Annotated in this window: 14 protein-coding genes, 2 tRNA genes and 1 riboswitch; of the genes, 12 read left to right on the top strand and 4 right to left on the bottom strand. The window is 58.3% G+C overall.

The window, feature by feature from the left end; genetic code table 11:
• The first annotated feature begins 15 nt into the window (after positions 1–15).
• Genes ACR0NF_RS01740 through ACR0NF_RS01730 form a run of 3 tightly spaced genes read left to right on the top strand, consistent with a single transcriptional unit; the run spans position 16 to position 2858 of the window.
• Complete coding sequence (locus ACR0NF_RS01740) at positions 16–1698, top strand: TadE/TadG family type IV pilus assembly protein (protein ID WP_480777667.1); 1683 nt, start codon at positions 16–18, stop codon at positions 1696–1698.
• Positions 1698–2228: a TadE/TadG family type IV pilus assembly protein gene (locus tag ACR0NF_RS01735; RefSeq protein ID WP_480469354.1), complete on the top strand. Its 531-nt coding sequence runs from the start codon at positions 1698–1700 to the stop codon at positions 2226–2228. The genes ACR0NF_RS01740 and ACR0NF_RS01735 overlap by 1 nt, the downstream gene beginning before the upstream one ends.
• A 3-nt stretch (positions 2229–2231) precedes the next feature.
• Positions 2232–2858, top strand: a complete 627-nt coding sequence (locus tag ACR0NF_RS01730) for a TadE/TadG family type IV pilus assembly protein (protein ID WP_480469353.1) — start codon at positions 2232–2234, stop codon at positions 2856–2858.
• Between the two features lie 10 nt (positions 2859–2868).
• On the opposite strand, the gene ACR0NF_RS01725 is transcribed toward ACR0NF_RS01730, so the two are convergent.
• Entirely contained in the window at positions 2869–3339 is a 471-nt protein-coding gene (locus ACR0NF_RS01725; RefSeq protein ID WP_480469352.1) for a hypothetical protein, read from the bottom strand.
• A 159-nt stretch (positions 3340–3498) separates the two neighbouring features.
• Between ACR0NF_RS01725 and ACR0NF_RS01720 the strand changes: the two genes are divergently transcribed.
• Positions 3499–4410, top strand: coding sequence for a pirin family protein (locus ACR0NF_RS01720; protein ID WP_480777666.1), 912 nt, complete (start codon positions 3499–3501; stop codon positions 4408–4410).
• A gap of 2 nt (positions 4411–4412) precedes the next feature.
• Here the strand turns inward: ACR0NF_RS01720 and ACR0NF_RS01715 are convergent, their stop codons facing one another.
• Positions 4413–5000 carry a TetR/AcrR family transcriptional regulator gene (locus ACR0NF_RS01715; protein WP_480777960.1) on the bottom strand — a complete coding sequence of 196 codons (588 nt, stop codon included), beginning with the start codon at positions 4998–5000 and terminating at the stop codon, positions 4413–4415.
• A 100-nt stretch (positions 5001–5100) separates the two neighbouring features.
• Between ACR0NF_RS01715 and ACR0NF_RS01710 the strand changes: the two genes are divergently transcribed.
• From ACR0NF_RS01710 to ACR0NF_RS01685, 6 genes are all read left to right on the top strand, one after another.
• Positions 5101–5349 (top strand): hypothetical protein, encoded by a 249-nt coding sequence (locus tag ACR0NF_RS01710; protein WP_480777665.1) that lies wholly within the window; start codon positions 5101–5103, stop codon positions 5347–5349.
• Positions 5350–5455: 106 nt separating this feature from the next.
• Positions 5456–6742, top strand: a complete 1287-nt coding sequence (locus ACR0NF_RS01705) for a homoserine dehydrogenase (RefSeq protein WP_480666699.1) — start codon at positions 5456–5458, stop codon at positions 6740–6742.
• Between the two features lie 69 nt (positions 6743–6811).
• Entirely contained in the window at positions 6812–7795 is a 984-nt protein-coding gene (gene glpX / locus ACR0NF_RS01700; RefSeq protein ID WP_480469347.1) for a class II fructose-bisphosphatase, read from the top strand.
• A 90-nt stretch (positions 7796–7885) separates the two neighbouring features.
• Positions 7886–9628: a single-stranded-DNA-specific exonuclease RecJ gene (gene recJ / locus ACR0NF_RS01695; RefSeq protein ID WP_480657249.1), complete on the top strand. Its 1743-nt coding sequence runs from the start codon at positions 7886–7888 to the stop codon at positions 9626–9628.
• Positions 9629–9737: 109 nt separating this feature from the next.
• Positions 9738–9812: transfer RNA gene (locus ACR0NF_RS01690), tRNA-Glu, on the top strand.
• 21 nt (positions 9813–9833) lie between these two features.
• Positions 9834–9908 (top strand) — tRNA-Glu (locus tag ACR0NF_RS01685).
• A 63-nt stretch (positions 9909–9971) separates the two neighbouring features.
• Here the strand turns inward: ACR0NF_RS01685 and ACR0NF_RS01680 are convergent.
• Both ACR0NF_RS01680 and ACR0NF_RS01675 read right to left on the bottom strand, forming a co-directional pair.
• Positions 9972–10769: a DeoR/GlpR family DNA-binding transcription regulator gene (locus tag ACR0NF_RS01680; RefSeq protein WP_480469345.1), complete on the bottom strand. Its 798-nt coding sequence runs from the start codon at positions 10767–10769 to the stop codon at positions 9972–9974.
• Between the two features lie 123 nt (positions 10770–10892).
• Complete coding sequence (locus tag ACR0NF_RS01675; protein WP_480469344.1) at positions 10893–11963, bottom strand: NAD(P)-dependent oxidoreductase; 1071 nt, start codon at positions 11961–11963, stop codon at positions 10893–10895.
• Between the two features lie 31 nt (positions 11964–11994).
• Positions 11995–12200: riboswitch (cobalamin riboswitch) on the top strand.
• 85 nt (positions 12201–12285) lie between these two features.
• On the opposite strand from ACR0NF_RS01675, the gene ACR0NF_RS01670 reads away from it, so the two are divergent.
• Both ACR0NF_RS01670 and cobW read left to right on the top strand, forming a co-directional pair.
• On the top strand, positions 12286–12666 hold the full coding sequence (locus ACR0NF_RS01670; RefSeq protein ID WP_480469343.1) for a DUF1636 family protein: 381 nt from the start codon (positions 12286–12288) through the stop codon (positions 12664–12666).
• Positions 12663–13718 carry a cobalamin biosynthesis protein CobW gene (cobW, locus tag ACR0NF_RS01665; RefSeq protein ID WP_480469342.1) on the top strand — a complete coding sequence of 352 codons (1056 nt, stop codon included), beginning with the start codon at positions 12663–12665 and terminating at the stop codon, positions 13716–13718. The genes ACR0NF_RS01670 and cobW overlap by 4 nt, the downstream gene beginning before the upstream one ends.
• The last annotated feature ends 1 nt before the right edge of the window (position 13719 follow it).

Genomic DNA, 13719 nt, shown 5'->3' with positions numbered 1-13719 from the left:
AGCGGAGTCACCAATATGAAGAAGAATCTAACTAGTTTTGGCTCTGCCAAGCCAAAGAACAAATTTACGATCCTCCGGCAATTCGCCAAAAATGAGGAGGGCGCGTTTACCCTTTTTGTAGTGTTTGTTTTCCTCGCGATGCTCGCTGCTACAGGTATTGGCGTGGACATGATGAACTATGAGCGAGACCGCGCAACGCTGCAATCGACGCTTGACCGCGCTGTTCTCGCGGCCGCAGACCTCGACCAAACCGCAGCACCGCGAGATGTGGTAGAAGCTTATCTCGACAAGGCAGGTCTTGGCGACAGGCTCAAATCTATCGATGTTACAGAGAGCTTTGGCTCGCGCACGGTGTCGGCGACTGCAGAAACAGTTGTGCGGACAAACTTCATGCGCCTTTCTGGCATTGAATCCATGATTGCGCCGGCTGCAAGCACCGCGGAAGAATCTATCGGCGCAGTCGAGATTTCCCTTATCTTGGATATTTCCGGATCGATGAGCGAACGGTCTGCTGACCCCAGTTTTTCGAAAATGGCGGTCCTAAGAGACGCTGCGTCTGACTTTGTGAACCTAATGTTGGATAAGCCAGGGCAGAACGAAATTTCGATTTCAATCATCCCCTACGCAACCCAGGTGAATGCTGGCGAAGAGCTGTTGAACAAGTTCACGAACGTCACCAATGAGCATAACTACTCCCATTGCGTGAACTTCATTCCTGAACAGTACAGCGATGCAGATTTACACCGTGGTGACACGCTCGAACGTACAGCACATTTCGATCCGTTCACTTATTCCGAGAACGGGATCAGTATACCGGTCTGTCCGGTTCGCGCGGGTAGTGCCATTACTCCCGTCACCAATAATCGGGCTAAATTGTTGAAGCATATCAGCCAATTGAGCCCGAACGGAAATACATCTATCGATATTGGCATGAAATGGGGTGTCGCCTTACTGGATCCCAGCATGCGCGACATTGTAGGAATACTGGCGACACAAACCGATCCAGATCCTCAATTTGCGCCCTTAAATATTGTTCCGACGAACTTCCGCGAACGCCCGACAAACTATAACTCGGATGTGTTGAAAATCGCTATTGTCATGACTGATGGCAAGAACACCGATCAATACATGTTGAACCCCTCGCTTCGCCAAGGATATTCTGATGTCTGGTACAATCCGGATTCTGGGAACCTTACCAACTGGGGCCGGAGTAACACCGTCGAAGGCGACTACACCATCTATCATTCTCAGGGTAAACCAAACTTCTTTTGGCCTCAGCGCAACGAATGGGCGGATCACCCCTATGGCACACCCGACCCTGAGACCGCGGCCAATGAAGAGCCCGGCGAGGCAGTGCGTCTAACCTACCCAGAACTCTTCAATCGCGTTTCGCTGGCTTGGAACGCCCGGTATAACTACTACTGGCAATCCAGCGCGTGGGCCGAGTGGTACAGCAAGGCTTTCTCGAAGGTGGAAACCTCTGCAAAAAACCAGCGCACAAAACACATCTGTAACTCTGCCAAGGACCAAGGAATCGTCGTTTATGGCATCGCATTCGAAGCTCCGCGCAGTGGTTACAAATTGCTGCAGGATTGCGCGAGCTCGGATAGCCACGTGTACAATGTAAAAGGGTTGGACCTCGAAGACGCGTTCGCATCGATCGCCTCGTCAATCCGCAAACTGAGACTGACACAATGATGGGTAAATTGGCTTCTCTTGCACGGCGCTTTCGCCGTTCGGAAAATGGTACGGCGACGATCGAGTTCGTATTGATATTTCCCGCTTTCATGTTCTTCATCTTGTCGGCTGTGGAACTGGCACTTGTCACGATGCATCAATCTATGCTTGAAAGAGCGGTCGACTTGACCGTTCGTGACATTCGACTGGGAACGGGAACCATAAGAGAGCATGATGACATCAAGGATGTTATCTGTGATCGCGCCCATTTCATCAAAAACTGCTCGGTGAATCTGCGCCTTGAGATGATCCAGCAAAGCGCATTTGAGGGCATCGTCCTCGACGCGCAACCGGATTGCACGGACAATTCCGAAGAGATCAGGCCAGTAAGAAACTTCGTCAATGGCCAATCGAACGAGTTGATGATCTTACGAGCCTGTGCGCGGATTGATCCGGTTTTTCCAACCTCTGCGATTGGCAAAAAGATACCGGATGGGACGGGGCAATACTCTCTGACGGCCACCACCGCATTTGTTCAGGAGCCGATCTAAGTCATGAAACAGATAAAGAAACTCCTAAAGAGCTTTAGGCTTTTCAAGCGGAATGAAGTGGGGACAATGACAGTTGATGCTGTCCTGATTTTCCCAATGCTGCTCTGGACTGCCACGGCCACTTACACTTGGTTTGAGGGATTTCGCCAAAGCGCATCCAACTTGAAGGCCGCCTACACGATCGGCGACCTCATCTCGCGCGAAACCGAGACCATCAACGATACTTATATTAACTCGCTTTACGAATTGATGATACGCATGGTGAACAATGGATCACCAATGTCTATGCGTGTTTCCCTGCTGGTCTTTGATGAGGACGATGATCGCCACTACGTACAGTGGTCGACTGCGCGCGGTTACAGTTGGATATGGACGGACGACAATGTCGAAGACATACGCGCAGCGCTACCTCCGATGCCAAACCGAGACACTTTGATCCTGGTCGAGACCTCGAATGAATATGTGCCAATCTTTAACGAAATCCTGGTGAAAGATATTTCTTTCGATAATTTCATATTCACTCGTCCGCGTTTCACAAATGAAATCTCGGCCGACTTCAGAACCCTGATTATTGACCTTGAAGATGTCGGTAACGACATTGATGACGCGCAAGAGGGTAGCGGAGCATGAGCAGAGCGGGTTAACCCTGCTCTACTAGCATCGCTGTCAGCATCTCTGACATGAACTTGGTTTCGGCGGCGGCTGTCATGCCGCCGATGCCGACGCGGCGGCCCAGGCGCCACCAGAGACCGGGGGCCCAGGCGTTTGCCCCCGAGTTGCGGGTTTTGATCAGAAAACCGTTCGATGGTTTGAAGGCAAAGACGCCACGGTCGACCGCTTCGATCTCATCCAGATTGCATATCACCTGCCCTGATCCCGTTCGCAGTGATGATCGGGTCAGTTCGATTGTATCTGCGGTTGCAACCCACATGCGGCGAGACAGCCAGAATGAAGCTGATCCGACCAAAAGCAGGAATACCTGCCAGCCCAGTTGAGGCGGCGTGGCCAGTGCGACATAGATCACCAGCGCTCCTACCGTGGTCAGCATCCCTACCCCCATCCAGCGGCGCGGGGCCGAGGCCGCGACCGTGGCCAGCACGTCTTCTTGCATGTGTCTCTCCTGCGTTCTTGCCTGCTTTAGCCGCTTTGAAGGGCAAAGGACAGTGCTCCGTCTTGGGTCTGAGCACCCCTGCACAGAGCGCGTGTATCTGCGCGAATTGATTGCACAGGCCCCCGGCTTAGATTGCGTCCAGTTATGATGGAGGCTTCGATGTCACTCAGACCTACTGTGGAAACCCGCAAGGCCGTGCCGACGATGGAAGGCGCAGGCGTTAAACTGCACCGGGCGTTTGGATTTCAGGATCCGTCGGAGCTGGACCCGTTTCTGCTGTTTGACGATTTCCGGAACGAACACCCTCGGGACTACATGGCCGGTTTCCCGTGGCATCCACATCGCGGGATCGAGACGATCACCTATGTTTTATCAGGAACCGTCGGTCACAGTGACTCGCTGGGCAACAGCGGAACGCTGGGGGCGGGTGACGTGCAATGGATGACCGCCGGATCGGGCATTCTGCATCAGGAGATGCCGAAAGGCGCGGCCAGCGGTCAGATGCACGGGTTCCAGTTGTGGGGCAATCTGCCATCGGATCAAAAGATGACCGCGCCGCGCTATCAGGATGTTCAAAGCCGCGATATTCCCGAAATCACTGACGATGATGGCACCATTGTGCGCGTGATCGTGGGCGAGTTCTGGGGGCGCACCGGGCCGGTCGACGGGATCGCAGCCGATCCGCAATATCTTGACATCAGCATACCGGCAGGTGTGAAGAAGACCTTTCGCATCGACACGTATCGCCGGGCCTTCGCCTATGTGTTCGAAGGTGAGGCCGCTTTTGCCGATGCGTCGCAACCGACTGGCGTGCTGCTGGAAAAGGAGATCGCGGGGCAAGAGGTCAATATCCGCGATATGTCCGGGGACAGAACACTCATCCGCTTTGGCTCAGGCGATGAGGTGACGGTTCAGGCCGGTCCTAACGGCGTGCGGTTTCTGCTGATCTCGGGGGCTCCGATCAACGAACCCGTGGCGTGGCACGGTCCGATTGTCATGAACACTCAGGCTGAGTTGCAACAGGCGTTTCGAGAGCTGCGCAACGGCACCTTCATCCGCCCGGCCCATTAGGGTCAGGCGGACACGGCCTTGCGCACCATGTCCCAATAAACCTGTTCGACCTCATCCAGAGACAACCGCCCGCCGCTGCGATACCAGGTGATCACACCGTTCAGCATGGCAATGACCGCCAAGGTGGCGATCTTGGTATCACTGACGGCAAACTGCCCGGTCTGATGTCCACGCTGCAAGATGCTCTCGAGTGAGTCCTCGTACTGGCGGCGCAAGGTTTCGATCTCGGAGAAGTTCTCGGGCGTCAGGTTGCGAAGTTCCATATAGGCGATGAAAACCTCATCCGGGCGCTCCAGATGAAAACGGATGTGGAAGCCTACGAACTGGCGCAGCGCATCCTGTGGATCATCAAATCGGGTGAGATCGTCATAGGCAGATAGCAGGTCCTGCATATGCTCTCGCATCAAGCGATAAAGCAGGCTTTGCTTGTCTGGCGTGTAGTTGTAGAGCGCACCGGCCTGCACGCCGACCTCACCCGCGATCTGCCGCATGGACACGGCGGCATAGCCATGGCGGGCAAACAGGCCCAACGCTGCCTTGCGAATACGGGGACCGGTGATATCAGAATGTGAACCTTGCGTGCGCGCCATAGCGATACAGTATCTGAACATTTGTTCAGATAGAAGCCCGCTTGAACAGCGTTGACAAAAGGTGCATCACGGGGGCTATGCCGCAACCAATTGGATCGTCATGAAGCCTTTGCCACTGATATTCCTGCTGCTCACCGCCGCAGGCTGCGCCGATATCCCCGAGCTAGAAGGCAGCGAAACCGAAGCGTTGCGAAAGTCCCCCTACCCCAAGCTGCTTCCTTTGGATGCCACTTTGGGCGCGCCCGTTGATCCGGTCAACGAGGCGGCCGAGGTCGAAGAGGACCTGACCGCCCGCAGCGAGGCACTGGCGAAACGGGCCGAGGCCCTTCAAAACGCCCAGATAAACTAGCACGCAGGACGCTCTGACGGATTGCACCCCTGCCCTGAACCCGCTAAGGCAGCGCGCAAAGGATGGCCCGCCAGCGGCGGAATTTCGAGCGAAAGGACCCAAGGGAATGACACAGGCGCTGCGGCTTGGAATTGCGGGTTTGGGAACCGTCGGTGTGGGCGTCGTCAAGATTGTGCGTCGCCATGCGGACCTGCTGCAGGCGCGCACCGGACGCCCCATTGAAATTACCGCGGTGTCGGCCCGTGACGCCAGCAAGGATCGTGGCGTGAACCTGTCGGACTACGCATGGGAGACCGATCCCGTTGCTTTGGCCAAGCGCGACGATATCGATGTGTTTGTGGAACTGATGGGCGGCGAAAACGGCCCGGCCAAGGCCTCGGTCGAGGCTGCGCTGGCCAGCGGCAAGGATGTGGTTACAGCCAACAAGGCGCTGCTGGCGATCCACGGGCAGGAGCTTGCTGAGAAGGCCGAGGCTGCAGGTCGTGTGATCCGGTTTGAAGCCGCAGTGGCAGGTGGCATCCCGGTCATCAAATCTCTGACCGAAGGATTGGCAGGTAACGATATCACGCGCGTCATGGGGGTGATGAATGGCACCTGCAATTACATCCTGACGCGGATGCAGTCGCAGCAACTGGGCTATAACGCGCTGTTCGAGGAATGTGCGCAGCTGGGCTATCTCGAAGCAGATCCAAATCTGGATGTGGGCGGCATCGACGCGGCGCACAAACTGGCGCTGCTGTCATCGATTGCATTCGGCACCAAGCCAAATTTCGACGGAATCGAAATTGAAGGCATACAGCAGATCAGCCTGGATGATATCGATCAGGCTGATGACATGGGCTATCGGATCAAGCTGCTGGGCGTGGCGCAACGCACCGCGCGGGGGTTGGAGCAACGGATGCAGCCCTGTCTGGTTCCCAGTGACTCGCCGCTGGGTCAACTGGAAGGCGGCACCAATATGGTTGTGTTGGATGGTGACGCGGTCGAACAGATCATTCTGCGTGGCCCTGGCGCAGGCGAAGGACCAACGGCCAGCGCCGTGATGGGCGATGTCTGTGATCTGGCGCGCGGGCTGCACATCCCGACATTCGGACGGCCTGCCACATCGCTGGAAGAGGCAAAGCCTGCCGTCACAGGGCTGCCCGCGCCCTACTATCTGCGGCTGGGCCTGTTGGATAAACCCGGTGCGCTGGCCAAAGTGGCCGCCATTTTGGGGGATGCCGGTGTCTCAATCGATCGGATGCGCCAGTATGGTCATGCCGAAAGCACCGCGCCCGTACTGATCGTCACGCACAAGACCACCCGCGCAACACTGGACGTCGCGCTAGAGGGCTTGCGCGACACCGATGTCATCGCGGGCGAGCCTGTTGCCCTGCGGATAGAAGAGGTTTGAGCTTGCGGCCTGCATGAAACGCAAGCTATGCCGGACATTACGGCTTTATTGACCTGAGGATACCAAAATATGAGTGCTGCCAAGATCGATTTTAACGACCGCCTGCTGTCTTTGGGGCTGGCAAGGGTCGCGGAACAGGCCGCGCTGGCCTCGGCCTCGCTGGTTGGACGGGGTGATGAAAAAGCCGCCGATCAGGCTGCGGTGAACGCCATGCGCGAGCAGTTGAACCTGCTGGATATCGCGGGCGTTGTCGTCATCGGCGAAGGTGAACGCGACGAAGCGCCGATGCTCTATATCGGCGAAGAGGTCGGCACGGGCAACGGTCCGGGCGTGGATATCGCGCTGGACCCGCTGGAAGGCACCACCCTGACCGCCAAGGACATGCCCAACGCGCTGACCGTCATCGCCATGGGCCCGCGCGGCTCGATGTTGCACGCACCGGATGTGTATATGGACAAGCTGGCGGTTGGCCCCGGCTATCCTGAGAACGTGGTCAATCTAGACATGACCCCACGGGAGCGGGTCGAAGCTCTGGCCAAGGCCAAGGGGTGTGAACCCGCCGATATCACTGTTTGCATTCTTGAACGTCCACGCCATGAGGCGATGATCGCCGAAGTGCGCGAGACAGGGGCCTCGATCCGTCTGATCACTGATGGTGACGTGGCCGGTGTCATGCATTGTGCCGAGAGCGAAGCGACCGGCATCGATATGTATATGGGTCAAGGCGGCGCGCCTGAGGGTGTGCTGGCCGCTGCAGCGCTGAAATGCATGGGCGGTCAGATCTTTGGTCGCCTGTTGTTCCGTAACGATGACGAGCGAGGCCGCGCCGCCAAGGCAGGCATCACCGATCTGGACCGCGTGTACGCGCGCGACGAGATGGTGACAGCCGATGTGATCTTTGCCGCCACCGGCGTAACCGGCGGCTCGCTGCTGCCGCGCATCAAGCGCGAGCCGGGCTGGGTTGAGACAACAACACTGCTGATGCGGTCCAAGACGGGCTCGGTGCGCCGTATGTCCTACCGCACGCCGATGTGGTCGCATAACGACGCTTAGCGACTTGCGCCGCTGCCTTCGTCGAGCGTATTGGTAAAAAGATTAAAGGCCGGGTCCGATAGGGTCCGGCCTTGGTGCATGAGGTGAGACGTGGCGTTTCTGGGTGTTGAGCAATCGTTGACAGGACGGCGTTGGGTTGGACCGGCGATCGAGGTCGAGCGGTCGGCTGAGATGATGGCGCAACAGACTGATCTGCCGCGTGCCCTATGTCAGGTTCTGGCCCGCCGCGGAGTGCCGGCCATGGAAGCCTCTGGATTTCTGGAGCCCAAGCTGAAGGAATTGCTGCCTGATCCGCGTTCGATGAAAGACATGGAGCGCGCCGCGACCCGGTTTCTGGAAGCCGTGCGCAAGCGCCAGAAGATCGCGGTCTTCGCAGATTATGATGTGGACGGGGGCAGCTCAGCGGCGCTGTTGCTGGTTTGGTTGCGTCAGATGGGGATTGCTGCAACGCTCTATGTGCCCGACCGGATCGACGAAGGTTATGGCCCAAACGTGCCTGCCATGCAGGAACTAGCGGCCAGCCATGATCTGATCATCTGCGTGGATTGCGGAACGCTTAGCCACGAACCTATCGCGGCAGCGAAGGGCGCGGATGTGATCGTTCTGGACCACCATTTGGGTGGAGAAACACTGCCGGATTGCGTGGCCGTGGTGAACCCGAACCGGCAGGATGAAAGCGGCGATCTGGGGTATTTCTGCGCCGCTGCCGTGGTGTTCCTGATGCTGGTCGAAGCAGGGCGCCAATTGCGCGAGGCGGGGGCTAAAGGGCCGGATCTGATGGCGATGCTGGATCTGGTGGCGCTGGCCACGGTGGCGGATGTTGCGCCGCTGATCGAGGCCAATAGAGCATTGGTCCGGCAGGGATTGAAAGTTATGGCCCAGAGGCAAAGACCGGGGCTGGTCGCGCTGTCGGACGTGGCGCGCATGGATACCGCGCCCAATAGCTATCACCTGGGGTTTCTGCTGGGGCCGCGTGTGAATGCGGGTGGGCGCATTGGGCAGGCCGATCTGGGCGCACGTTTGCTAAGCACCGACTCGGTTTCCGAGGCCGAAGCCCTGTCCGAGCGGCTGGATGCTCTGAACACCGAACGGCGCGAAATCGAGAACGCGGTGCGCGCGGCAGCCATGACGCAGGCCGAAGAGCGCGGGCTGGATGCGCCGCTGGTTTGGGCTGCGGGCAACGGTTGGCATCCCGGCGTCGTTGGCATCGTCGCATCGCGGTTGAAAGAGACCGCAAACCGACCCGCCATCGTGATCGGGTTTGACGGGGATGAGGGCAAGGGCTCTGGCCGGTCGGTCTCGGGCGTTGACCTAGGCGCGTCAATCCAGCGCCTCACGGCTGAGGGGCTGCTGGTCAAGGGCGGTGGCCACAAGATGGCGGCGGGTCTGACAGTGATGCGCGATCAGCTGGAGCCTGCCATGGAGCGGCTATCGGAACTTCTGGCCAAACAGGGCGCGGGCCAAGGTGGCCCAGCCGACCTGAAACTGGACGGGGCGCTGATGCCCGGGGCCGCGACGGTCGATCTGATCGAACAGATTGAAAAAGCAGGACCATTCGGGGCTGCGGCTCCTGCCCCGCGCTATGCCCTGCCCGACCTGCAGGTGCGCTTTGCCAAACGCGTAGGTGAGACACATCTGAAACTGTCCCTGTCCGACGGCATGTCCGGTGGGCTGGACGCTATCGCCTTTGGCGCATTCGAGGGTCCGTTGGGGGATCGCCTTTCCAATCACGGCGGCGCTCGGTTCCATTTTGCGGGTCGGCTTGAGGTGAATACCTGGGGTGGCCGACAGAGCGTACAGCTGCGGCTGGAAGACGCGGCAGAGGCCGTCTGACACCTGTTTCAACGCACCTCGAAAACGGTCAAAAAAGTTTCGCAGGCTTGCGTTTTTCGTCTTGCGGGGGGGGAAGGTAAACCGTAAAAGGCCCTCCACAAGCCAGCGTGGCCCGTTCGTCTATCGGTTAGGACGCCAGGTTTTCAACCTGGAAAGAGGGGTTCGATTCCCCTACGGGCTGCCACTTTGCTTGTCTGGACCAAGTGGCCCGTTCGTCTATCGGTTAGGACGCCAGGTTTTCAACCTGGAAAGAGGGGTTCGATTCCCCTACGGGCTGCCATTTTTCCAATCCACTCATCGTGATCTCTGATTGAATGATTGTGGCTACGCTTAAGCGCAACGACTAGCCAGCTTGCCGGTGATTGGTTTCTGCAATCTCGATCCGAATACCCCATTGCTTCAATGCCTTGGCAACATCCCCGGTAGGTGCTTGGTCCGTGACCAGTAGATCGATCATACGCGGCTCGGGTCCGACATAAGGCGCGGTTTCACCAAACTTAAAATGCGCCGCAGCCACAAACAGTCGGTCGGTGTTGCTGGCGACAACAGTCGCAAGGTCTGCCTCAACTGAACTGTGGTACAAGAAACCTCGACGTGCCGAAATCGCATCGATGCTGAGCACTGCGATGTCAAACGCATAACGCTGTACCTGCCGATGCGTGACGTGACCGAATGCGCCGCGCTCATCGCTTTGCAGTTCGCCCCCAAGCAAATGCACACGATTGCCATTGGTTCCGGCCAGGGTCTGCCCCACCCCGATCGAGTTGGTCACGACGGTCAGGTTTCCCGACTGCCGCAGCTCTTCGGCCACATAAGCGGTGGTCGAGCCGACATCCAGAAAGACGGTCATCCCGTCCCGTATCAGGCTCGCCACATGCCCCGCGATCAACCGCTTTTCTTCAGAGTGTTGCGCTATACGGCGAAAAAAACTGGGGTCGCCTTGGGTGCCGGCGAGATAAGCGCCGCCATGCACACGTTCGACCGCGCCCGAGGCTGAGAGCGACTTGATCGTGCGCCGCACGGTTTCTTCAGAGACCCCTAGTGTTTTGGCCAGTTCCGAGTTTCGGGCTGTCCCGCCCAGACGACGGAGAACATCCAGAAGTTCAAGCTCACGATGGGTGTGCGGGCTGCGGGTTTTCACTGGACGCTCCGTATTTCCCAAATTTACCCAAACAAAGACACGGAATGCGGTCAGTGATCAACCCGAAACAGGCCGACCGCTGCAAGCGGCCGACTTGGTTTGGCTCAATGACAACAGACAGGCTTACGGCGCAGCGCGGTTTTGCGGAATGACCTCATAGCCGGGCTCTTCGGGTTCATCATCCAGCATTTCGGGTGGAAAGCCCGGTGCTTGAATCTCAAGTCCGGTCGCATCTTCGAGGCGTTTGATGATGTTCGGGGACAACTCGCGCTCGCCGTAGCGTGCGATGCCGTCTTCGAATATCTTGATCATCACCGGATTCACCTCAAGGGGGACACCGGCGCGGTCGGCAACCTCCTGAAACAGGCCGATATCCTTTTTCACCAGGTCCATGGTGAACGAGATATCGCGTGAACCGTTCAAGATGACCTGGCTTTCGGTTTCGTGCACGAACGAGGTGCCCGACGAAATCTTGATCGCCTCATAGGTGGTTCCAAGATCCATTCCAGCTGCTTTGGCGGTCACCAAAGCCTCGGCGCAGGTGATCAGGTTAGCGGTGGCCAGATAGTTGGTCAGCACTTTCAGCACCGAGGCCGACCCCAGTTCACCTGTGTGCAGAATGCGCCGCCCCATGGTCGTCAGGAAGGGCATAATACGCTCGAACGTTTCGCGGTCACAGCCAGCGAAGATCGAGATATTGCCCGTCGCAGCCCGGTGACATCCGCCTGAAACCGGACAATCCACCGCTGCGCCGCCTTGTTCGATGACCATGGCACCAAGGCGTTTGACCTCAGCCTCATCGGTGGTCGACATCTCCATCCAGATTTTGCCGGGGCCGACCTCGGGCAACATCTCTTGCATCACGGCGTCCGAGGCGGCGGGTGAAGGCAAGCAAGTGATCACCGCGTCGCAATCACGCATCAACTGCGCCGGACTTTCAGCGGCTTTGGCACCCTCGGTGACAAATCGGGTCACCTGATCCGGGTTCAGGTCATGAACCGTCAAATCGATTCCGTTACGCAGCAGCGATCCCGAGAGCTTGCCCCCAACATTTCCCAGCCCGATAAACCCTACTTTCATGCGCCGCATCCTCCTGTTCGCGTCTTGTGATCCATGCCAACACGTCACCACAGATGGATCATGCCGCCCAGCGACCTCGACAGGTCGCTTTTTACCTGCTTCTTCGCTGATCATCGCGACTCGCTTGACAAGCAGCCCAAGCGTGCCGCATGTCCCTTTCGTTGGTGTCTGCGTGCGCAGATGAAAAGGGAATGCGTCAGCGGGTTTTCCGTCAAACGCAGCCGCCCCCGCGACCGTGAACGGAGAGGGTGCCCAAGCCACTGGCCGCAAGGCCGGGAAGGCGGGACATCCGACAGAGGCCCGCCTCTGACATCCGCAAGCCGGGAGACCTGCCAACGCCCGAGATTTAAACCGGACGGGGTGTTCCGGTGTCGGGTCAAAAGCGACCCGCATGAAACCCCGTCCCCCACGAAGAGGATTTGGGGGGATGAGAGACATGACCGAGACCGCTCCGGTCGAGCTGCTGGTTTGCACCACCTGCCGTCGCGGGCTGCCTGTCGAAGATGATGCGCAGCGCCCCGGTGCACTTCTGCACAAGGCGCTTGAGCAGGCCGATCTGCCCGAAGGGATCACCTTGAAAGCCGTGGAATGCTTGTCGAACTGCGATGAGGGCTGTTCCATCGTCTTGCGCGGGGGGCCGGATCGCTGGACCTTCGTGTATGAACACCTCAACGAAACCGACCACGTCGACATGATCGTGGAGGGTGCCACCAAATACCTCGCGACCGAGGATGGTCTGGTCAAATGGCGCGAGCGCCCCGAACATTTCCGCAAGAACTGCGCAGCCCGCATTCCCCCGATTGGAGCCCTGAAATGAGCAACCTTGAGAAACTTCCCGTCACTGTGATCACCGGCTTTCTGGGCTCGGGCAAGACAACGCTGGTGCGCCACCTGATGCAGAACCCGCAGGGCAAGCGTCTGGCCGTTGTGGTCAATGAATTCGGCGATGTTGGCGTTGATGGCGATATCCTGAAATCCTGCGCGATCCCCGATTGCCCGGCGGAAAACATCATGGAACTGGCCAATGGCTGCATCTGCTGCACCGTGGCGGACGATTTCATCCCGACCATCGAAGTGCTGATGGCGCTGGAGCCGCGCCCTGATCACATCCTGATCGAAACCAGCGGTCTGGCGCTGCCGAAACCGCTGCTAAAGGCCTTCGACTGGCCTGATATCCGTTCGAAAATCACCGTCGATGGTGTCATCGCGCTGGCCGATGCCGAGGCGGTCGCTGCCGGTCGCTTTGCCCCGAATGTCGAGGCGGTGGATGCCCAGCGCATGGCCGATGACTCGATTGATCATGAAACGCCGCTGTCCGAAGTGTTCGAAGATCAGATTTCCTGCGCCGATATCATCCTGCTGACCAAGCCTGATCTGGCCGGTCCCGAAGGTGTCGCCAAGGCCAAAGAGGTCATCGCTGCAGAGGCCCCGCGCCCCCTGCCCGTTGTTGAAGTGGCCGAGGGCGTCGTTGACGTCCGCGTCGTGTTGGGTCTGGAAGCCGCCGCCGAGGATGACATGGACGCACGCCCATCGCATCACGACGGCCATCACGATCACGAACATGACGATTTCGAAAGCATCATCGTCGAGTTGCCCGAACAGAGCGATCCGCTCGATCTGGTGACGAAAATCGAACGTCTGGCCAAAGAACTGAACATCCTGCGCGTCAAAGGCTATGCCGCCGTTCAAGGCAAGCCCATGCGCCTGCTGGTTCAGGCCGTCGGTGCGCGCGTGCGCCATCAGTATGACCGCCCTTGGGAACCCGGCGAGGAGCGCCGCTCGCGTCTAGTCGTCATTGCCGAGCATGACGATATCAAAGAGGCCGAAATCCGCGATATCCTCGTGGGTGTGACCGAGGCAGCCGAGTAAA

It is taken from the genome of Ruegeria sp. CF4 (assembly GCF_056537345.1).
Note: the sequence above shows the minus strand (reverse complement) of the source record. Positions and strands in the feature narration are given on the sequence as shown.

What these genes read in the sequence shown, in the direction of transcription:
- ACR0NF_RS01670 (WP_480469343.1), top strand. Translation starts at nt 12,286, where the DNA reads ATGACCGAGACCGCTCCGGTCGAGCTGCTGGTTTGCACCACCTGCCGT.
- ACR0NF_RS01720 (WP_480777666.1), top strand. Translation starts at nt 3,499, where the DNA reads ATGTCACTCAGACCTACTGTGGAAACCCGCAAGGCCGTGCCGACGATG.
- cobW (WP_480469342.1), top strand. Translation starts at nt 12,663, where the DNA reads ATGAGCAACCTTGAGAAACTTCCCGTCACTGTGATCACCGGCTTTCTG.
- ACR0NF_RS01715 (WP_480777960.1), bottom strand. Translation starts at nt 5,000, where the DNA reads ATGGCGCGCACGCAAGGTTCACATTCTGATATCACCGGTCCCCGTATT.
- ACR0NF_RS01675 (WP_480469344.1), bottom strand. Translation starts at nt 11,963, where the DNA reads ATGATCAGCGAAGAAGCAGGTAAAAAGCGACCTGTCGAGGTCGCTGGG.
- ACR0NF_RS01725 (WP_480469352.1), bottom strand. Translation starts at nt 3,339, where the DNA reads ATGCAAGAAGACGTGCTGGCCACGGTCGCGGCCTCGGCCCCGCGCCGC.
- ACR0NF_RS01740 (WP_480777667.1), top strand. Translation starts at nt 16, where the DNA reads ATGAAGAAGAATCTAACTAGTTTTGGCTCTGCCAAGCCAAAGAACAAA.
- ACR0NF_RS01735 (WP_480469354.1), top strand. Translation starts at nt 1,698, where the DNA reads ATGGGTAAATTGGCTTCTCTTGCACGGCGCTTTCGCCGTTCGGAAAAT.
- ACR0NF_RS01730 (WP_480469353.1), top strand. Translation starts at nt 2,232, where the DNA reads ATGAAACAGATAAAGAAACTCCTAAAGAGCTTTAGGCTTTTCAAGCGG.
- ACR0NF_RS01710 (WP_480777665.1), top strand. Translation starts at nt 5,101, where the DNA reads ATGAAGCCTTTGCCACTGATATTCCTGCTGCTCACCGCCGCAGGCTGC.
- ACR0NF_RS01705 (WP_480666699.1), top strand. Translation starts at nt 5,456, where the DNA reads ATGACACAGGCGCTGCGGCTTGGAATTGCGGGTTTGGGAACCGTCGGT.
- glpX (WP_480469347.1), top strand. Translation starts at nt 6,812, where the DNA reads ATGAGTGCTGCCAAGATCGATTTTAACGACCGCCTGCTGTCTTTGGGG.